The organism is Rhodococcus sp. AG1013 (assembly GCF_003350365.1).
GTDB lineage: Bacteria > Actinomycetota > Actinomycetes > Mycobacteriales > Mycobacteriaceae > Prescottella.
In genome coordinates this window covers 178,902-197,555 of record NZ_QQAT01000010.1, presented here as the reverse complement: position 1 = coordinate 197,555, position 18,654 = coordinate 178,902, and the positions used below count along the sequence as shown (strand labels likewise).

At 67.4% G+C, this 18,654-nt stretch carries 18 protein-coding genes and 1 pseudogene; 13 read left to right on the top strand and 6 right to left on the bottom strand.

Annotation, left to right across the window (positions count from 1 at the left end; all coding sequences use genetic code 11):
* The first annotated feature begins 128 nt into the window (after positions 1-128).
* From DEU38_RS14765 to DEU38_RS14735, 7 genes are all read left to right on the top strand, one after another.
* Positions 129-974: an SDR family oxidoreductase gene (locus DEU38_RS14765; RefSeq protein ID WP_114722154.1), complete on the top strand. Its 846-nt coding sequence runs from the start codon at positions 129-131 to the stop codon at positions 972-974.
* Between the two features lie 179 nt (positions 975-1,153).
* Positions 1,154-2,320, top strand: coding sequence for an acyl-CoA dehydrogenase family protein (locus DEU38_RS14760; protein ID WP_114722153.1), 1,167 nt, complete (start codon positions 1,154-1,156; stop codon positions 2,318-2,320).
* Positions 2,317-3,309 (top strand): bifunctional MaoC family dehydratase N-terminal/OB-fold nucleic acid binding domain-containing protein, encoded by a 993-nt coding sequence (locus DEU38_RS14755; protein ID WP_114722152.1) that lies wholly within the window; start codon positions 2,317-2,319, stop codon positions 3,307-3,309. The genes DEU38_RS14760 and DEU38_RS14755 overlap by 4 nt, the downstream gene beginning before the upstream one ends.
* Complete coding sequence (locus DEU38_RS14750; protein WP_114722151.1) at positions 3,309-4,421, top strand: acyl-CoA dehydrogenase family protein; 1,113 nt, start codon at positions 3,309-3,311, stop codon at positions 4,419-4,421. Before DEU38_RS14755 ends, DEU38_RS14750 begins: the two co-directional genes overlap by 1 nt.
* A complete protein-coding gene (locus tag DEU38_RS14745) occupies positions 4,418-4,867 on the top strand; it encodes a MaoC family dehydratase (RefSeq protein ID WP_114722150.1) in 450 nt (149 codons plus the stop codon). Before DEU38_RS14750 ends, DEU38_RS14745 begins: the two co-directional genes overlap by 4 nt.
* Positions 4,867-6,045 (top strand): lipid-transfer protein, encoded by a 1,179-nt coding sequence (locus DEU38_RS14740; protein ID WP_114722149.1) that lies wholly within the window; start codon positions 4,867-4,869, stop codon positions 6,043-6,045. The genes DEU38_RS14745 and DEU38_RS14740 overlap by 1 nt, the downstream gene beginning before the upstream one ends.
* Positions 6,046-6,070: 25 nt before the next feature.
* Complete coding sequence (locus DEU38_RS14735; RefSeq protein WP_114722148.1) at positions 6,071-6,886, top strand: MaoC/PaaZ C-terminal domain-containing protein; 816 nt, start codon at positions 6,071-6,073, stop codon at positions 6,884-6,886.
* A 133-nt stretch (positions 6,887-7,019) separates the two neighbouring features.
* Here DEU38_RS14735 and DEU38_RS14730 read toward each other — a convergent pair whose 3' ends face one another.
* Entirely contained in the window at positions 7,020-7,799 is a 780-nt protein-coding gene (locus tag DEU38_RS14730; protein WP_114722147.1) for an SDR family oxidoreductase, read from the bottom strand.
* 197 nt (positions 7,800-7,996) lie between these two features.
* Here DEU38_RS14730 and DEU38_RS14725 point away from each other — a divergent pair, with 197 nt between their 5' ends.
* Together DEU38_RS14725 and DEU38_RS14720 are read left to right on the top strand one after the other, a co-directional pair.
* Entirely contained in the window at positions 7,997-8,758 is a 762-nt protein-coding gene (locus DEU38_RS14725) for an SDR family NAD(P)-dependent oxidoreductase (protein WP_114722146.1), read from the top strand.
* A 1-nt stretch (position 8,759) separates the two neighbouring features.
* Entirely contained in the window at positions 8,760-9,659 is a 900-nt protein-coding gene (locus DEU38_RS14720; protein WP_114722145.1) for a 2-hydroxyacid dehydrogenase, read from the top strand.
* Between the two features lie 76 nt (positions 9,660-9,735).
* Here DEU38_RS14720 and DEU38_RS14715 read toward each other — a convergent pair whose 3' ends face one another.
* Both DEU38_RS14715 and DEU38_RS28845 read right to left on the bottom strand, forming a co-directional pair.
* Positions 9,736-10,653: a diiron oxygenase gene (locus tag DEU38_RS14715; RefSeq protein WP_114722144.1), complete on the bottom strand. Its 918-nt coding sequence runs from the start codon at positions 10,651-10,653 to the stop codon at positions 9,736-9,738.
* A gap of 67 nt (positions 10,654-10,720) precedes the next feature.
* Positions 10,721-11,062 (bottom strand): GDSL-type esterase/lipase family protein, encoded by a 342-nt coding sequence (locus DEU38_RS28845; RefSeq protein WP_114722143.1) that lies wholly within the window; start codon positions 11,060-11,062, stop codon positions 10,721-10,723.
* A 165-nt stretch (positions 11,063-11,227) separates the two neighbouring features.
* Between DEU38_RS28845 and DEU38_RS14705 the strand changes: the two genes are divergently transcribed.
* The 3 genes from DEU38_RS14705 (at position 11,228) to DEU38_RS14695 (ending at position 13,898) form a co-directional block, all read left to right on the top strand.
* On the top strand, positions 11,228-12,838 hold the full coding sequence (locus tag DEU38_RS14705) for an alpha/beta hydrolase (RefSeq protein WP_397484718.1): 1,611 nt from the start codon (positions 11,228-11,230) through the stop codon (positions 12,836-12,838).
* Between the two features lie 404 nt (positions 12,839-13,242).
* Positions 13,243-13,668, top strand: a complete 426-nt coding sequence (locus DEU38_RS14700) for a hypothetical protein (protein WP_114722141.1) — start codon at positions 13,243-13,245, stop codon at positions 13,666-13,668.
* The gene (locus DEU38_RS14695; RefSeq protein WP_147283515.1) at positions 13,665-13,898 is read left to right on the top strand and encodes a hypothetical protein; all 234 of its coding nucleotides are present in this window, start codon (positions 13,665-13,667) and stop codon (positions 13,896-13,898) included. Before DEU38_RS14700 ends, DEU38_RS14695 begins: the two co-directional genes overlap by 4 nt.
* Positions 13,899-14,072: 174 nt before the next feature.
* Here DEU38_RS14695 and clpX read toward each other — a convergent pair whose 3' ends face one another.
* Together clpX and DEU38_RS14685 are read right to left on the bottom strand one after the other, a co-directional pair.
* On the bottom strand, positions 14,073-15,368 hold the full coding sequence (gene clpX / locus DEU38_RS14690; protein WP_114722139.1) for an ATP-dependent Clp protease ATP-binding subunit ClpX: 1,296 nt from the start codon (positions 15,366-15,368) through the stop codon (positions 14,073-14,075).
* 44 nt (positions 15,369-15,412) lie between these two features.
* Complete coding sequence (locus tag DEU38_RS14685) at positions 15,413-16,501, bottom strand: TetR/AcrR family transcriptional regulator (protein WP_114722138.1); 1,089 nt, start codon at positions 16,499-16,501, stop codon at positions 15,413-15,415.
* A 492-nt stretch (positions 16,502-16,993) separates the two neighbouring features.
* Here DEU38_RS14685 and DEU38_RS14680 point away from each other — a divergent pair, with 492 nt between their 5' ends.
* A complete protein-coding gene (locus tag DEU38_RS14680; RefSeq protein ID WP_258557917.1) occupies positions 16,994-18,166 on the top strand; it encodes a glycosyltransferase 87 family protein in 1,173 nt (390 codons plus the stop codon).
* Between the two features lie 125 nt (positions 18,167-18,291).
* On the opposite strand, the pseudogene DEU38_RS29210 reads toward DEU38_RS14680, so the two are convergent.
* A pseudogene (locus DEU38_RS29210) lies at positions 18,292-18,486 on the bottom strand (ABC transporter permease); the annotation flags it as partial.
* Positions 18,487-18,654: the final 168 nt, after the last annotated feature.

Sequence of the window (18,654 nt, the reverse complement as noted above, 5' to 3'; positions counted from 1 at the left end):
CGACGAGCCGGTCTACCGTTGGGTGGGCCGCGGCGCGCCGGTCTACACGCAGATGACCGACGAGGACAAGACCGCGCTCGAGGCCGAGTTCGTCGAGTTCGGCCGGACGCGTTTCCTGGGCGTGTGAGATGACGACACGCAAGGTTGCCCTCGTCACCGGGGCGAGCCGCGGCATCGGCCGCGAGATCGCGCTCGCGTTCGCGCGCAAGGGTTTCGACGTTGCGATCACCGCCCGTACGGTCCGCGAGGGACAGGGTGCGGTGACGCCCCGCACCCGCGCGGAGGGCGAGGGTCTGCTCGCGGTGCCGGGCAGCCTCGAGACCACATCCGCGGAGATCGAGGCGTGCGGGGCCCGGGCGTTGCCGATCCCGATGGATCTGCTCGATCGGGACTCAGTTGTCGGCGCCGCCGACGAGATGCTGCGCGAGTGGGGCCGTGTTGATGTCCTCGTCAACAACGCCTACGCCCAGACTGCCGGTCACATGGAGCGCATCCTCGACCTTCGCCTCGACGACGCCGAGGTGATGGTGCGGGGAAACTACCTGCACCAGTTGGCGCTGATCCAGCGGGTGCTGCCGTCGATGGTCGACGGCGGTGACGGCGTGATCGTCAATCTGGTGTCCGGTTCGGCGACCACCGATCCGCCGGCGGCGCCCGGCGAGGGCGGTTGGGGCGTGGCGTACGCCGCGTCGAAGGCGGCGTTCGGCCGCCTCGCCGGTGCGGTCAACGCGGAGTACCGCGGACGTGGCATCCGCGCGTTCAACCTCAGCCCCGGGTTCGTCGTCACCGAGTCCGGCAAGGCGCGTGGCGGTACCGACAAGATCGAGGACGCCGGTTTCGACTCGGTTCCGGCGACCGTGCCCGCCGCGGCGGCCGTGTGGCTGGCCACCGCACCCGACGCCGAGCGTTTTCTCGGAAGGGTGGTCTGGGCGCCCAAGCTGGTGAATGATTTCACTGATTCCACCGCGCCCTGACCGGGCGTCTCGGAGTCGCCCGAGTGCAGGTTGGGTCGCGATTCCCGCTGTGCGAGATGTGTGACCCGAGGATTCGGCTCGGTCGCTAGCGTCCGGGACAACGCAGGCAGACAGTCGCCCGGAACCCGGCGACTGTCTGCCTTTGGTAAACGACGTCGTTCGGTATTAGAGGAGTAACGATGGATTTGAGGGAATCCCCCGAGCAGCTCGCGCTCCGCAAGGAGCTGCGCGAGTACTTCGCGAACCTGCTGCCTGCGGAGAAGCGCCGCGCGGCCGGTGAGCAGGGCGTGGGCGGCGAGTACTTCCGTGAGGTCGTCAAGCTGCTCGGCCAGGACGGCTGGCTCGGCATCGGCTGGCCCGAGGAGTACGGCGGACAGGGGCGTTCCATCGAGGAACAGTTCGTGTTCTTCGACGAGGTGCAGCGCGCCGGTCTGCCGTTCCCGTTCGTCACGGTGAACACCGTCGGCCCGACGCTGATGAAGTACGGGACCGAGGAGCAGAAGGAACGCTTCCTGCCGGGGATCCTCGCGGGCGACATCGTCTTCGCGATCGGCTACACCGAGCCCGAGGCCGGCACCGACCTCGCGTCGCTCAAGACCCGCGCCGTCCTCGACGGCGAGGAGTGGGTGGTCGACGGCAACAAGATCTTCACCTCCGGCGCCAACACCGCCGACTACGTGTGGCTCGCGTGCCGCACCGATCCCGAGGCCCCCAAGCACAAGGGCATCTCGATCCTCGTCGTGCCCACCGACGACCCCGGCTTCTCGTGGTCGCCCATCAACACGGTCGGTGGCCTGATGGTCACCTCGACGTACTACAGCGGCATCCGGGTGCCGCAGAAGGACGTCATCGGTGAGGTCAACGGCGGCTGGCAGCTGATCGCCGCGCAGCTCAACCACGAGCGCATCGGCCTCGCAGCGATCGGCGGCCGCACCTACGGCCTGTGGCACCAGGTTCTGGACTGGGCCAAGGCGAACGGCGCCATCGAGATCCCGTGGGTGCAGCAGGAGTTCGCACGCACGCACGCCAAGCTCGAGGCGATGCGCCTGCTCAACTGGAAGATGACGGCGGCCGTCGCGGCGGACAAGCTGTCCGGCGCGGACGCCGGTGCCACCAAGGCCTACGGCACCGAGACCCACATCGACGTGTACCGCACGCTGCTCGGCATCCTCGGCGCCGCGGGTCGCATCCGCCCCGAGTCGCCGGGTGCGCTGCTGGCCGGTCAGATCGAGCAGATCTCTCGGCAGGGCATGGTCAACACGTTCGGTGGCGGCGTCAACGAGGTGCTCCGCGACATGGTCGGCACGATGGGCCTGGGCCTGGTGCGAGAGAAGAGGGTCAAGTGAGCGAATTCCTCACCAAGCTCGGGGCATTCGAGGGTCAGGTCCTGACACCCACGACGTGGGGTCCGGACGAGGTCAACACCCCGATGATCCGTCACTGGGTCGAGACGATGGGCGACACCAGCCCTGTCTACCTCGACGACGACGCCGCGCGCGCCACCGGGCGTGACGGTGCGGTCGCGCCCGCGCTGATGGCGCAGGTGTGGACCATGCGCACCTTCAACGACAAGATGGCGAACAACGACCCGTCGCAGGTGTGGACCGACCTGATCGCCACGCTCGACGAGGCGGGCTTCACGTCCGTCGTCGCGACCGACTCGGACTTCGAGTTCTTCGTGGAACTGCGCCCCGGCGACCGGGTTTCGCTCACCGAGGTGATCGAGTCGATCTCCGAGGAGAAGAAGACGGGCCTCGGTGTCGGGCACTTCGTCACGACGCTGAAGACATACCGCAACGGTGACGACGAGGTCGTCGCGACGCAGCGCTGGCGCACCCTGCGGTTCAAGCCGAAGGGCAGCGAGAAGCCCGTCGAGAAGCCGGCAGAGAAGGCGGAGAAGGCAGGGAAGTCCTCGGGGGCGATCCCGGGTCTGCGCCCGCGTCCGGCGCTCAACGTCGACAACGCCTTCTGGTTCGAGGCCGCCAAGGAGCACCGCCTGGTGATCCAGCGATGCGCGAACTGCGGTGTGCTGCGCCATCCCACCGGGCCGATGTGCGGTGCGTGCCAGTCGCTCGACTGGGACACCGTCGACGCCTCGGGCCGCGGCATCGTCTACAGCTTTGTTGTCAACCACCATCCGCAGATCCCCGGGTTCGAGTACCCGCTCGTCGTGGCGACCATCGAACTCGAAGAGGGCACCCGCCTGATCGCGAACATGACCGGCGTCGCGCCGGACGACGTCGAGATCGGCATGCCGGTGGAACTGGACTGGATCGACGCCGACCCGGATCTGACGCTGCCCGCGTTCCGGCCGGCCGCACGGGAGGACTCCTGATGGACTTCAACTTCAGCGAAGAGCAAGAGGCGATTCGCAACCTCGCCGACGAGGTCTTCACCAGCAAGGCCGACATCGACCGGGTCAAGCAGGTCGAACTGAGCGACGAGCGCATCGACCGCGACCTGTGGCGCGAACTCGCGAACACGGGCCTGCTCGGCATCGCGCTGCCCGAGGATCTCGGCGGCGGCGGCATGGGCCTGTCCGAGCTGTACGTGCTGCTCGAGCAGCAGGGCCGCCACGTTGCGCCCGTGCCGATCTGGCAGTCGGCCCTCGCGGCCCTCGCGGTCGCAGAGTTCGGCTCCGACGCCCAGCGCACCGCGCTGGTTCCCGGTGTCGCCGAGGGCACGAGCTTCCTGACGATCGGTCTCGAGGAGTTCGGCCCGTACGTCGCGGGCGACCCGCAGACCACGGCCACCGAGGCCCGCGGCCAGTGGACGCTGACCGGCGCCAAGGCCGTCGTCCCGATCACGCACGTCGCGGACCGCGCGATCGTCTCGGCCACCACGCCGTCCGGTGCGGCGCTGTTCGTCGTCGACCTGGCGGCCGACGGTGTCACGGTGGAGCAGACGCACTCCACCAACTGGGAGATCTGCGGCAACGTCACGCTCGAGTCGGCTCCCGCGGAGCTGCTCGGCCCCGCAGACGGCCACACCGCCCAGTGGCTGCTCGACCGCGTCGAGCTCGCTCTCGCCGCGATCCAGCTCGGCGTCGGCTCCGGTGCCGTGCAGCAGGCCGTCACGTACCTCAACGGCCGCATGCAGTTCGGGCGTCCGCTCGCGACGTTCCAGGCCGTCAACCACCAGCTGGCCGATTGCTACATCGACCTCGAAGCGATGCGCGTGACGCTGTGGCAGGCCGCGTGGCTGCTCGCCGAGGACCAGGAACCCGGCACGTCGGTGCTCGTCGCGAAGTGGTGGGCCACCGACGGCGGCCAGCGCGTGGTGCACCGCACCACGCACGTCCACGGCGGCATGGGTGTCGACACCGACTACCCGGTGCACCGGCACCTGCTGTGGGGCAAGCAGATCGGCGCCACCCTCGGTGGCTCGGCGTCCGACCTCGCCCGTCTCGGCGAGCAGCTCGCCGCCGGTGTCGAGGTGGTCGCATGACCACCACCGTGCCCGCGCTGACCGGGCGCAGCTACGACGACATCGCGGTCGGCGAGGTGCTGCCCGAGCTGGCAATCCCGTTGACCCGCACGCTCATCGTGTCCACCGCGATCGCGACGCGCGACTTCCAGGACGTGCATCACGATCCCGAGCTGGCGCGCGAGCGCGGCTCCAAGGACGTGTTCATGAACATCCTCACCAGCAACGGGCTGGCGGGGCGGTTCGTGACGGACTGGGCCGGACCGTTCGCGACGGTGCGTCGGGTGAAGATCCGTCTGGGCGCCCCGAACTACCCGGGCGACACCATGACCATGACCGGTGAGGTCGTCTCGAAGGAGAACGGCCTCGTCGAGGTGAAGGTGCAGGGCGCGAACAGCCTCGGCAACCACCTCGCCGGCACCGTCACGGTCGCGTACCCCGCTGCCAGCGAAGGAAAGGACGCCTGATGGCCGTCAGCCCGCTCTCGGGTGCCGCCGCGATCGTCGGTATCGGCGCCACCGAGTTCTCGAAGAAGTCCGGCCGCTCCGAGCTGCAGCTCGCGTGCGAGGCCGTCACGGCCGCGCTCGCGGACGCCGGTATCGACCCGTCCGAGGTCGACGGTCTGACCACCTTCACGATGGAGACCAACGGCGAGATCCTCGTGGCCCGCAACTGCGGGCTCGGGGAGCTCAAGTTCTTCTCCCGGATCGGTTACGGCGGCGGCGCGGCGTGCGCGTCGGTGCAGCAGGCGGCGATGGCCGTCGCGACCGGCATCGCCGACGTCGTGGTGGTCTACCGTGCGTTCAACGAACGCTCCGGAATGCGCTTCGGCGCGGGCCAGCACGACCGCCCGATGGACAGCACCGCCGACCGCGCAGCGTACGCATGGCTGACCCCGCAGGGACTGTCGACTCCCGCCCAGTGGGTCGCGATGTTCGCTCGCCGGTACATGTACCAGTACGGTGCCACGAGTGAGGATTTCGGTCGGGTTGCTGTCGTGGCGCGCAAGCATGCTGCGAACAACCCGAAGGCGTGGTTCTACGGCAAGCCCATCACGCTCGAGGACCACCAGAACTCCCGGTGGATCGCCGAACCGCTGCACCTGCTCGACTGCTGCCAGGAGACCGACGGCGGTCAGGCCCTCGTCATCGTCTCGGCCGAGCGCGCCAAGGACCTGCGCAACAAGCCCGCGATCATCAAGGGTGCCGCGCAGGGTTCGGGCAAGGACCAGCACATGATGGCGAGCTACTACCGTCCCGACATCACCGGCATCCCGGAGATGGGTCTGGTCGGCCGCCAGCTGTACGCGCAGGCCGGTCTGACGCCGGACGACATCAATGCGGCGATCCTCTACGACCACTTCACCCCTCTGGTGCTCCCGCAGCTCGAGGAACTCGGTTTCTGCCGTCCCGGCGAGGCCAAGGACTTCATCCGCGAGGGCAATCTGGAGATCGGTGGACGGCTGCCGAGCAACACGCACGGCGGCCAGGTCGGTGAGGCGTACCTGCACGGCGTCAACGGCATCGCCGAGGCGGTCCGGGTGCTGCGGGGCACGTCCACCAACCAGCCCGAGAACGTCGAGAACATGCTCGTCACGGCGGGAACCGCGGTTCCCACGTCCGGCCTGATTCTCGGCGTCGCCTGACCGAATTACCTGGAAGGACCGAAGAATGACGGCAGTGGAGCAGAAGCCGGCCGGCGCGTGGCGTGGGGTCGACCTCGGCACCCGCACGGTGAGCTACGACGAGCGCGACGCGATCCTGTACGCGCTCGCCGTGGGTGCGAAGGCCACCGATCTGGACCTCGTGATGGAGGACCGGCTGCGGGTGCTGCCGACGTTCGCGTTGACCCTGGCCCAGTGGGCCCCCGACGAGCTGGGCCAGCGCGGCGCCTTCGACATGAAGACCGCGCTGCACGGCTCGCAGGAGCTGAAGGTGCTCGCACCGCTGCCCCGCAGCGGTGAGGTCACGCTGAAGGCCAGTGTCGGCGAGGTCTGGGACAAGGGCGCCGCGGCGGTGTTCGAGGTCAAGGTCGAGTGCGAGTACTTCGTGGCGACCTGGTCCCTGTTCGCCCCGGGCGCAGGCGGATTCGGTGGCGAGCGTGGCCCGTCCAAGCCGCCGGCGCCGGAGGGTGACGCCAACGTGACGGCCCAGCTCGAGACCGCGTTCAACGTGGCCGCGCTGTACCGCCTCACCGGCGACCGCCACCACATTCACATCGATCCGGCGGCCGCCGCCGGCATCGGACAGCCGCGCCCGATCATGCACGGACTGTGCACGCTCGCCGCGTCGACGTTGCCGCTCGCGAAGGAGCTCGGGGTGCACCCGGCCGACCTGACCGAGCTGCAGGGCCGCTTCGCCGCGCCGATGTTCCCCGGTGACACCGCGGATCTGCAGGCATGGGGCGACGCGTCGGGTCTGTCGTTCGAGCTCGTCCGCGAGGGCAAGGCTGCGATCTCCGGCGGTTACGCGGTCTTCACCAAGTAGCCCGCAACGACCGAATGTCACATGCGTTCAATCAGATTGAACGCATGTGACATTCGGCCACGACTTCAGCTGCGGGAGCACTCGACGAAATCGTGCTCCCGCAGCTGTTTTCATTCCGCCGACTCGCGATGCGTCAGATCTCGGGGTGTGTGGCCATGTAGCGGGCCGGGTACTCGCCGCCGCCGTGGACGGCCAGATCGGCGCCGTTGACGTACGACGACAGGTCGCTGCCCAGGAACAGGCAGGCCTTCGCGATGTCCGACGGAACCGCCATGCGCTCGATCGGCAGCGTGCGGGTGACGGCGGCGCCGCCGTCCTCGCCGTATACCGATGCCGCGGCCTCGGTGCGGATCAGCCCGGTGGTGATGTGGTTGACGCGCACCTTGGGTGCCCACTCGAGAGCCAGGGCCTTCGTGAGTGCCAGCAGGCCGGCCTTCGCCGCGGTGTACGCCGCGGTGCCGGGCTGCGGCTGATGTGCGGAGACGCTGCCGATGTTCACGATCGCGCCGCCCGTCTCCTGCTCGCGCATGACGAGATTCGCGGCCTGCGCCATGTAGTACGGCGCCAGCAGATTCAGTGCGACGATCTTCTCCACGAAACGCGGCGACACCGTGGCGGCATCGGCGTCCGGCGAGCCGCCGGCGTTGTTGACCAGCACGTCGAGGCGCCCGAAGCGATCGACCGCATCCTTGATCAGGGCCGTGGCGTCGGCGGGGTCGCGGACGTCGACGGCGCGGAAGGCTGCGGTGCGGCCGTCGACCGAGGGCAGGTTCTCCGGCTCGTTGCGGGCACACACCAGCACGTCGGCGCCGGCCCGCAGGAAGTGTTCGGCGATGGCGAAGCCGATGCCCTTGGTTCCGCCGGTGACGACTACGGACCGGCCGGTGAAGTCGACAGGGTTGGGGTAGTTCACGCGAACTGCCTTTCTGTGTGGCGCAGCGGTTTGTAGCGGAGTGCCCGTCCCCACGAGGATCCGTGGGGCTCAGAATCTTTCGTCGCGAATTTCGCGAAAACGCTGCGGACAAGCAAATGCTTGGTTAAGAATATCCGACTGGAGGGTTGTAGCACCAGGTCTCCGCGTTTCTCACGACATACCGAGAGCAGGTACACATGGGCAAGCTTGACGGCAAGGTCGCACTCATCACGGGCGCCGGGCAGGGCATCGGCCAGGGCATCGCGCACGCGCTGGCGAAGGAGGGTGTGTCGATCGCGGTCGCGGGGCGCACCGAGTCCAAGCTGGTCACGACGGTCGAGCAGATCGAGGCCTACGGCGGCAAGGCGTTACCTGTCCGGTGCGACGTGAGCGACGCGGCCGACATCGAGGCCGCCGTCGAGCGGACCGTCGGGTTCTTCGGCGGTGTCGACATCCTCGTCAACAACGCCAACGACTGCGGCCCCGGGCCGCTGCTGTCGGTCAAGGACGAGGACTTCGAGCGGTCGTTCGCGACCGGACCGCTCGCGACGCTGCGCCTGATGCGCGCGTGCTACCCGTCGATGAAGGAGCGTGGCGGCGGATCGATCGTCAACCTCGTCACGTCGGCGGCGGTCCGCTGGGACGCGAGCAACTACGGCGCCTACGGTTCCATCAAGGAGGGTATGCGCTCGCTGACCCGCGCCGCGGCCTGCGAGTGGGGCATCGACGGCATCCGCGTCAACTCCATCGCGCCGCACGCGATGTCGCCCGCGCTCGAGGGCTGGATCGAGCGGTTCCCCGAGGAGGCGGAGGCGTTCAAGGCCGGTATCCCGCTGCGTCGCATCGGTGACGCCGAGAGCGACATCGGCCGCGCCGTGGTGTTCCTCGTCGGCGACGACGCCGGCTACCTCACCGGCGCAACCATTCCGCTCGACGGCGGGCAGTCTCGCTGGGGCTGACATGGTGACGACGCGCACGGCGGCAGACCGGGTCCTGATCCTCACGGAGGATCCGGGCATCGAGAAGGCGATCCGCGCGGCCGCCGGTGCCGCCGTCGCGATCGTGCGCCCGGGTGCCCGCACCTCCGAGGAGGTGCGGGCGCTGCTGCCCGGGGTCGACGTCGTGGTCGCGGACTGGAGCGGACGCCTGCCGCTCGGCGCCGCCGAGGCCGCGGTGGGTCGACACCTCGAGCTGATCCAGCAGCCCGGCGTCGGCATCGCCTACATCGACCTCGACGCGTGGGCGGAAACCGGTGTCCCGGTGGCGAACACGCCCGGCGGTAACGCGGCCTCGGTCGCCGAGTGGGCGGTGGCCGCCACCGCGAGCCTGTGCCGGTCCCTCGGCTGGGCGGATGCCGAGATGCGTTCCGGCCGTTGGCCGCAGGCGTCGATCCTGCAGCGCGACTGCCGCGATCTCGGCGAACGGCGGGTGGGCCTCGTCGGATTCGGCGACATCAACCGTCGCTGCGCCGCCCTGTTCCAGGCGTTCGGGTGCGATGTCGCGTATCACTCGCGACGGCCGGATCCGGGGTCCGCGCTGCCCTACCGGTCGCTGGGTGACCTGCTCGCGGAGTCGGACGTGCTGGTGGTGGCGGTCCCACTCACCCCGCAGACCCGCGGACTGATCTCCGCGCGCGAACTGGCGCTGCTGCCGCCGGAAGCGTTGGTGGTCAACGTTGCCCGCGGACCTGTGGTGGACGAGGTCGCGCTGGCCGTGGCGATCCGATCGGGCGCGGTGGCGGGAGCGGCACTGGACGTGTTCGCGCACGAGCCCCTCGAAGCCGACAGCCCGCTGCGCGAACTCGACGGCGTCCTGCTCAGCCCGCACATCGCCGGCGGCAGTTCCACCGCGCTTCGGTGACTCTAGGGTCGAGGCAGCGACACGCGCCGGTCGCAGGTCTCTCGGCGACCGGGGCGTGGATCGTTCCGACCCGCCGTCAGAGCAGGTGGACCTTCTTGTAGAGCAACTTCGACGGGCCGCCGACGAGGCCGACGCTGTCGAGGAAGCTCATCAGCTTGGAGCCCGACGTGCGGATCATGTCGTGGTGGTGGGTGTTGGTGCGGGCCGCCTCGAGTGCGCGCTCCTTGTCGAGACCGGCGTTCGCGTAGACGTCGGGATGGATCATGCTCTTCATGACGAAGTAGACGACCGCGGCGGTGTTGACGCGTTCGACGGCCAACCGGGCGCGGCTCGCGCCCTGAAGTCGGCGTCCGACCTCTTCCCGGGCGAACCGGATGTGCCGCGCCTCCTCGAGTACGTGGATCTTGCTGACGGTGCGGGTGACCGGCTGGACGCGTTCGTCCTTCATGAAGTCACGCTGCATCATGTCGAGGATCTCCTCGGCCGCCATCACGCTGGCGTATGCGTTGGCGCCGCGGAAGAAGCCGCCCCACAGGCGACCTGCCTTGTGGATGAACGGGATCGGGCCGTAGTCGGGCATCCCGAGGCGCTCGCCGGCGCGGGCGAACATCACCGAATGGCGGCATTCGTCGGCCACCTCGGTGAGCGCGAACTGCACGTGGCGCGAATGCTTGTCGCGGCCGTAGACGTCGCGCAGCAGCATCTGCATGAGCAGGATCTCGAACCACAGGCCGACGCTCGACACGCTCGCCGCCTCGTGCTTGGTGAGCTCGATCTTCTGCTCGTCGCTCATCTCGTCCCACAGTGCCGTGCCGTAGAGCGTGCTCCATTCGGGGGTGAGGCCGAACTTGTCGGTGGGGACCGGTGCATCCCAGTCGACCTCGACCATCGGGTCGTAGGACTTGCGTGCCGACGACGCGAGCAGTCGACGTGCGGTCTCCTCACGGTCGGATACCGACGGAGCTGTGCGAGTCGACGGAGTCGCAGTGGTCATGACTACCCCTCGTTCGTGTCACCGCCGCAGTCGCGGCAAGCCATCTGTGTGTGACTGCTGGTTACTGTTAGCTGAACCATACAATGGGCATTGTCACAATGGCAACGGTCACGCGGCGGCGGCGTCGAGTTTTGCCTGCTAGAGCGGCAGCGAATGGGTGTACGGCCGGAGCACCTCGACCCGCGGCGTAGCCAGCGCCGCCCAGATGGAGGCGATCACGGGCGAAGTCGGCTCGCAGGCCGCCGTTCTCATCGGCGAGCGCGGGCCACGGGTCGATGTAGACGGCATCGGACTGTTCGGCGATGTCCCGGTACGCGCGGTTGAGTTCGCGGATCCGCCCGGCGTACCGGCGTTGCCGGGGCATCACGGTCTGCACGAACAACGGCGCTCCGGGTGCGCGGTCGCGCACCGCGCCGCGCCGACCAGTCGCCGCAGCAGTGGTCGCTCTGTGCGGTATCGGCGGCTGCCTCGTGATGCGTTCGCGCCGGAAGCCGCCCCGGTGCGGGCAGCTCCGATTCGGCGGAAAGTGCTCGCGCGCACTACTGTCGTGGATGTGCTGAACTCGGGGAACAGTATTCGGAAGTCGCAGTCCCGCACCGGCCGGAAGGCTCGCCTCGGTGCCGTCGCGGTCGGGTTGACGGTCGGATTCGCTTCCGTCGCCGTACCGTCGGCTGCCGCCGACCCCGCGGGCGGGGAGCTGGCCTGGGGCCCGTGCCCCGCCGAGTACGCGCTCGATCCGGACACCGACCAGTGCGGCACCGTCACGGTGCCGCGTGACTATGCGAATCCCGGTGCCGGATCGATCGACGTCCTCGTCACCCGTCACGCCGCCGAGGACCCGGCCGCGCGCCGGGGCGTGCTGTTCACCAACCCCGGCGGGCCCGGCGGCGACGCGATCGCGTCCAACGGCATGTTCGCGCAGGCGCTTCCCGAGCAGATCCGCCGGCAGTGGGACCTCATCGGTGTGCAGCCCCGGGGTCTCGCGCATGCTGGGGCGGTCGAATGTGCCGTCACCCCGGAGCTTTTGGCCGCAATGAACGTCGGCTTCGCGGGCGGGGCAGCGCGGCTGGCGTGCGACGGTGCGGCACCCGGCGCCACCGCGCACATCACGACGGAGAACACCGCCCGAGACTGGGAACAGGTGCGGATCGCGCTCGGTGTCGACGTGATCGACGTCTACGGCCTTTCGTACGGCACGATCCTCGCCTCGACGTACGCGACACTGTTCCCGCGGCACACGGGACGGATGGTGCTCGACTCGGCGGTCGATCGCGAGTGGCTGTGGAACGACGTCCTGTGGCACCAGAACGACGGCTACAAGGCGCGCTTCTATGACCTCATGGACTGGATCGCGGCGAACGACGCGATCTACGGCCTCGGCGGCACTCCGCTGCAGGTCTACCAGCGCTGGTCCGACCGCATCGTCGGAGAAGCGGGGGGCAACCCCACCCTCGCGCCCCCACCGGCGCAGATCGGCGACGTCCCACCCGGCCTGGAGAATGTCGCCGATGCGTACCGGGCCGGTGTCGACCTCACCGGCCCCGCCCGGGTCCAGTTCGAGGCGTTCCTGCGTCGTCTCGCCGATCCCGCTCACGCTCAGTCCGCGTCGAGTATCTATGCCCTCACACGCCAAGTGCTTCCCGCCCGGAACAGCTGGCCGATGGTCGCCCGCGTCATCCGGGACGGCCTCGGGGCACTTCCCGAGGGTGTGCCCAGCGACGTCACCGAGGACCAACTCAACTCGATTGTCCAGGCCCAGATGATGCAGGCGATCGTGCTTTGCAACGAGAACGCGGTCGCACCGCGGCCAGAGCGGCTCCCGGGCTGGCTCTTCTCGACGTTCGTCACGGGCGACCTGTTCGACGCCATCGGCTACGGCTACAGCGCAGGTCCGGGGTGCGCAGGGGCGCCGCCGGTGACCGCGCTACCGGAGATCGGCAACCACGGTTTGGCCACGGCGCCCCTCGTGCTGCAGGGATTGCGGGACCCGCAGACGCCCTACGACGGGGGTGTCCGACATGCCCGCGACATGAACGCGCACCTGGTCACCGTGGAAGGCGGGGACCACGGCGCCGCCATCCAAGGCGGCAACACCACGGTCGACACAGCGATCACGGACTACCTGCTGACCGGGGCCACCACCGTCACCCGCGTCCCGGAGGCGCCGATAGCCGCGCCGCTGTAGCGCGTGTGCGCAGGTCGACAGCCGGTTGTTCTGCGTGGCAGGCGATGTCGACCGCAGGCTCGAAGCGTTTGCAAGGTCGAGCAGGTGGCCGATCTGGCAGGGGATGAGCTTGCCGGCTTCCTGATCGTGCTCGTCGTTCGGCTACGAGAGATGTTGGAGCACTTACTCCATGATGGCGTGCAGTCCGCGGGAGCCGGTTCCTCGGACGATCGCTGAGGGTGTAATCGCGGCGGCACACGAATCCGAGGAAAGTGGCTCTTGTGCTGACCATTTCAGCGCAGCGTCGGCTCGTCAGCGGCGGCAGCCGACCGTGGCCTCGGGACACCACAGCTGTCCGGTCTGTCGGCTTCTGGCGCCTACGATCGATCCCGGGGATGTGCTCCGGGTCGAGGACGTGCCCAGGGGTGGAGGATCTGGAAGTGCAGGTGGGGGAGTTGGCCGACAGTCAGGGCATGTGGAGTGTGCGGGGCGCGCGGATCGCGATGATCTGCGCGGCCGCCATGATCGCCGTGCCGGCGCCGTTGTTGATCGTCGGCCTCGTGTCCACCACTGACCGGACCACAAGCACCGGGCACGCCGAAGGCTGCGAAGTGCTCTCGATCCGGAAACCTGGATGGTTCCGCGGCAAGGAATCGGCGAAGATCGGCACGACCTGCGGGACTCTGTCGACCCCGCAGACCGGCGCGATCATCGACAGCCTGGTAGTCGGGCGGGTCTACGACTTCGACGTGCTCATCAACACCGTCAACGGCTCGACCTCCCGGATCATCACGCGGTCCACGCCACAGTCGACCCTCGAACACCTGCAGCAGCAGGTGCTTCCGAAGTGAGGACGACTGTGGCGCAATGGATCCGCCGGCACCAGTTCTTCGCCACGATGGTCATCACCGTGACAGCTCTCGGTGGTGCTGCTGCCCTCAGCACGACTGGACTGCGATCACCGCACAGGACCATCACCGACCGCTTACGAATCGGCGTCACATACGACTTCGATGTGACCGAGCGCATCGTGTGGTTCGTTCGGACCACACTGATCGACGACGCCCGGCCGTCGCGGTAGCCCGCCGCCGGCCGGTTCGGTCGGTCGTCGGGCGGGCGGGCTGGCGACTGTGAATCGCCACCGGAGTAGTCATTTCCCGGGGCTCTGACCTGCGGTGTGACAACAACCACGTCGAGGACAGCGTCGATCGTGGTCAATGTAGATGGATTGCCCGAGCCGTGTTGGGGTGCTGGATCAGCCTGCTTCGCGGCCGGTGGTGTCGTGCGTTACGTTGCTTCGGTCGCGGCGCTGTTCGGCGATGGATGGGTTGGTGTTGGCGCGGACGATGTCTTCGTCGATGACCACGTCTGCGATGTCGTCGCGGCTGGGGATGTCGTACATGAAGTGCTGGAGCACTTCTTCCATGATGGCTCGCAGGCCCCGGGCGCCGGTTCCTCGGATGATCGCTTGGGAGGCGATCGCATCGAGAGCATCGGCCGTGAAGGTGAGTGTGACGCCGTCGATTTCGAAGAGGCGTGCGTATTGCTTGACGAGCGCGTTTTTCGGCTCGGTGAGGATCTTGACGAGCGCATCTTTGTCGAGGGGGCGCACTGCCGTCACAATCGGAAGGCGGCCGATGAACTCGGGGATGAGGCCGAACTTGTGAAGGTCATCGGGCATCACGTCGTCGAGGTCGTCTGGGGTGTCGGTGTCTCCGGATCGGATCTCGGCGCCGAACCCGATGCCGTGATGACCGACTCGGTTGGCAACGATCTTCTCGAGCCCTGCGAAGGCTCCGGAGACGACGAAGAGAATGTTGGTGGTGTCGATCTGTATGAAGTCTTGGTGCGGGTGTTTGCGGCCGCCTTGTGGGGGAACGCTTGCTTGGGTTCCTTCGAGGATTTTCAGGAGAGCTTGTTGGACGCCTTCGCCCGAGACGTCGCGGGTGATCGACGGGTTCTCGCTCTTGCGGGCGACCTTGTCGATTTCGTCGATGTAGATGATCCCGGTCTGGGCTCGATGAACGTCGAAGTCCGCGGCCTGGATCAGGTTGAGGAGGATGTTCTCGACATCCTCGCCGACGTAGCCGGCTTCGGTGAGGGCCGTGGCATCGGCGATCGTGAAGGGGACTCTGAGCATGCGGGCGAGAGTTTGTGCGAGATAGGTTTTTCCACAGCCTGTCGGCCCGAGCATCAGGACGTTCGATTTCGTGAGTTCGACAGTGTCACCGTCAGAGGCCTCGCTGCTGTCGCGCGCGGCGCGGATTCGCTTGTAGTGGTTGTAGACGGCGACAGCGAGCGACCGCTTGGCGGCGTGCTGACCGATGACGTATTGGTCGAGGTGAGCGCAGATTTCGGCCGGGGTGGGCATGCCTTCGCGTTCGAGAATTCCGGGTTCGGCCAACTCTTCTTCCAGGATCTCGTTGCACAGGTCGATGCACTCGTCGCAGACGTAGACGCCGGGGCCGGCAATCAGCTTCCGCACGTGCTTCTGGCCCTTGCCGCAAAACGAGCATTTCAACAGGTCACCGCTGTCGCTGATCTGTGCCATGTCTCACTCCTCGTCAACGCTGATGGGTGGGTGAAATGTGCGCGTCAGTGGTCTCGAGTTCGTGCGATGAGGGCGTCGGCGCGTGCGCAGGCACCGGGGCCGATGCTGCGCGAGGTGATGCGTCCATCGGAGATGGAGACGGCAGCCTCGGTGTCGTCATCGACGTTCGACAACCCGCAGGCTGCGGCGATCTCACCGTTGGGGTCGACCATCACCTGCACGCGCGGCCACGCGGCGGAGGGGAAGGCTTGGCGCAGCGACCGGCACATATCGGCGAGTGCCAATCGTGCCAGTGGCGCTAGCTCGGCGACGTCAGCGGTTACGAGAACAGCGGTGACTGGCGATTCACGGGGTGCTGTACGGACCAGGTGCTCGATGCACTCGAGCCGGTTCATCCCGACTACGGCAACGATTCCGTCGTCGATCGCCGTCGGCTTGCCGCGAACAACATCGGTTGCCCTGGGGACGGCCCACTCCTCGTCGACGGAATTCACAGCGACGTCAGTTGCCGGAAGAGTCCACGGATCGTCGATGACGATTCCAGTGATGTGTCGACAGGTTGCGATCACCTTGGAGTGATCCACGAAATCGGGTGCAACGAAGGATAATTCGCTTGCACCGTACAGAACGGTGAGCACGGATTCGGCGACGCCGACCATGCGCTCGGCGGCCCGGGAAAGTCTCTCGAGGGCCAAGCCGAGAAGTATGGCATCGAGCTTCACCAACTGGGCGAACGGCCGCTGAAACCGTTCGTCAGTGAGGATTTCGGGGATGAGGTCCACGCCGAGCATCGGAGAGGTGAGCTGAACTGATCCCTGATACTCGTAGTTGTTGGTCCGGGGCAGTCGATCCACCCAAGTGCTCGCGAACACCGCCAGCGCGCCCTCCGGGTCATCTGCATAAGTGTTCAGCACTTCGCCGGCGTTCTCCGCCTCCTCCGCGAGGACCGCTAGATACAGGGCACGCTTGCCGGGAAAGTTGGAATACACCGCGCCCCGGGTGAGGTCCGAGCGGATGGCGATGTCGTCCACGGTCGCTTTGCGGAAGCCGCGCTCGGAGAATTCGGCTCGGGCTGCCGCGAGCACCCTGCGCCGGTTGAGCTCTTGCTGCTGGACCCTCGTCAGCCGCGCCATCGCTCCGATTCCTCCCCTCCCTCTGATTCATCCCATTTCAAATGCTGCCGTCATCCGAATGTTGTTAGCATCCGAATGTACACGGGGGTGCTCCGCCTGGGGAGTGTTCGATCACTGGACCGCCCTTCAACAGAGCTATCGGCGATGCCGGGGGGCGAGCGCGGGAAGTGCAACTGTCGGGCGCCTGACCAGTGCATCGACGACTGTCGATGACGTCCTTGCCGAAGCTCGCGCACGTTGAGCCTGCCTACCGTGCCGTCGTGGACGTCATCTGCCGAATCTGTGGAAGGCGAGTAAGCCCTGGCTCGAACCATCACGCCCTTGCTCGCCTGGGACCCCTAGGTGCCCGATCGGCATGTCGCCGAATATTTGAATACCGGCTGTTAGGTTTGTCTAGTGCGGCATTCAGGGCAAAACCGAGTCGGCCTGACATCATCTGAACTGTTCTTCCGCAGCCGTGCAGGCGCCGCTGTTGCGGTCGCGGCGCTGGCCGTGTCGACCGGCCTGACCGTCAGCTTCCTCGTGGGGAACAGCTACATCGACCTGCTCGTCTACCGCATGGGCGCGAGGGTGCTGCTCGATGGAGACGACATCTACGGCGCGTTGCCGCCGGTCGTCGGCGACTTTGGGCTTCCATTCACGTACCCGCCGCTCGCGGCAATGTTGTTCGTCCCGCTCGCGCTGATGCCCCTCGGCCTGGGCCAGCTCGTGTTCACCCTTGTATCGGTGGCTGCGCTGGCGGTGACACTACGGATGGCCCTCGCGCGTGTGAGGCCGGATGTGGGCGCGCGGGCCTCGTGGACCATGACTGCTGTCGCGGTCGCCGTCGCACTGCAACTCGAGCCCGTTCGCGAAACCATCAGCTTCGGGCAGATCAACATGGTTCTGATGGCATTGGTCGCAGTCGATGTGCTGACGGAGAAGCCGAAATGGCCACGCGGGCTGTTGATCGGACTCGCGGCCGCGATCAAACTGACCCCCATAGCTTTCCTGCTGCTCTTCCTGCTCAAACGCGATTGGCGGACCAGCGGCCGCATCGTCGCCGCGGCCCTCGGATTCACCGCAGTGGCTTTCGCCGTGATGCCCGAGGCGTCCACGAAGTACTGGTCGCAGACTCTCCCGGATACGGGCCGGATCGGCCCGGCCTACTTCGCCAACAACGCGTCCTTCAAGGCGGTCATCTCGCGATTCGGGCCGCACGAGCATCTCGGGTCGGTCCTGTGGTTGGTCGCAGTCGTCGTGATGCTGGTGGTCGCGGTGATCGCGATCCGCCGCGCTCTCGACCACGACGATCTTGTCGTTGCGTTGATCGCGAACGCGACGGCAGTCCTGTTGGCCTCGCCTGTGTCGTGGTCGCACCACTGGGTGTGGGCAGCCCCAGCGCTGCTGGTCCTGGTGCTCGCGGTGGTGCGCGCGCCTTCTGCATGGAATGCCATCGCTGCCACCGGTATCGGTGCACTCTTCCTGATCGGCCCGCAACACCTGTTGCCGACGGCTGAGGATCGCGAGCTCGACTGGGCCCTGTGGCAGCACGGATTCGGCACTCTCTACGTGACGGTCGGGTTCGGGTTCTTGGTGTGGCTTGCCTTCGGCGCCTATCGGAACAGGTCGACAGCCCGTGAGTTGAGCCGTGGCGACATCCGCGCCATCCGTGCCAACCGCTGACTGCCCCCATCGTGATTTCGGGCCAGCAGTCCTCGCTGTTCCTGGGACTGCTTTCGGATGCCCGAGGGGCAGCACCCCCGAGGTTGCCCTCAGCGGGGTGGACTCGGCTCGCTGTTGTCAGCGAGTCACACCCAGTAAGGCACACGAGCCCGATACTTGCGGAGGGCGTAGATCGCGAGTGCCCACCCGGCGGCGGTGAAGCCCAGCACGATGTACCAGTGGTACGCCCGCTGGTCCTGTCCGTGCAGCGGCGCCCGGATGATCTCGAGATAGTGGTAGAGCGGGTTGATCTCCGCGATGCGTGCACGTTCTCCGGCACGGTCGCCGGGGCTAGCGGCTTCGCGTGCAGTCCCAGGTAAGCAACGTGCTTCGCCCCACCGCGAACATCATTTCTGTGTGATTTCCTGCCCCGGACCACTCTGCCGGCAACGCGGATCAGCTATCTGGCTGGGTAGTCCGGTGAAGGACGACTTCAAGCGAGTAGCTAC

What these genes read in the sequence shown, in the direction of transcription:
- DEU38_RS14735 (WP_114722148.1), top strand. Translation starts at nt 6,071, where the DNA reads ATGACGGCAGTGGAGCAGAAGCCGGCCGGCGCGTGGCGTGGGGTCGAC.
- DEU38_RS14750 (WP_114722151.1), top strand. Translation starts at nt 3,309, where the DNA reads ATGGACTTCAACTTCAGCGAAGAGCAAGAGGCGATTCGCAACCTCGCC.
- DEU38_RS14725 (WP_114722146.1), top strand. Translation starts at nt 7,997, where the DNA reads ATGGGCAAGCTTGACGGCAAGGTCGCACTCATCACGGGCGCCGGGCAG.
- DEU38_RS14765 (WP_114722154.1), top strand. Translation starts at nt 129, where the DNA reads ATGACGACACGCAAGGTTGCCCTCGTCACCGGGGCGAGCCGCGGCATC.
- DEU38_RS14685 (WP_114722138.1), bottom strand. Translation starts at nt 16,501, where the DNA reads ATGGCGCGGCTGACGAGGGTCCAGCAGCAAGAGCTCAACCGGCGCAGG.
- clpX (WP_114722139.1), bottom strand. Translation starts at nt 15,368, where the DNA reads ATGGCACAGATCAGCGACAGCGGTGACCTGTTGAAATGCTCGTTTTGC.
- DEU38_RS14715 (WP_114722144.1), bottom strand. Translation starts at nt 10,653, where the DNA reads ATGACCACTGCGACTCCGTCGACTCGCACAGCTCCGTCGGTATCCGAC.
- DEU38_RS14740 (WP_114722149.1), top strand. Translation starts at nt 4,867, where the DNA reads ATGGCCGTCAGCCCGCTCTCGGGTGCCGCCGCGATCGTCGGTATCGGC.
- DEU38_RS14720 (WP_114722145.1), top strand. Translation starts at nt 8,760, where the DNA reads ATGGTGACGACGCGCACGGCGGCAGACCGGGTCCTGATCCTCACGGAG.
- DEU38_RS14760 (WP_114722153.1), top strand. Translation starts at nt 1,154, where the DNA reads ATGGATTTGAGGGAATCCCCCGAGCAGCTCGCGCTCCGCAAGGAGCTG.
- DEU38_RS14745 (WP_114722150.1), top strand. Translation starts at nt 4,418, where the DNA reads ATGACCACCACCGTGCCCGCGCTGACCGGGCGCAGCTACGACGACATC.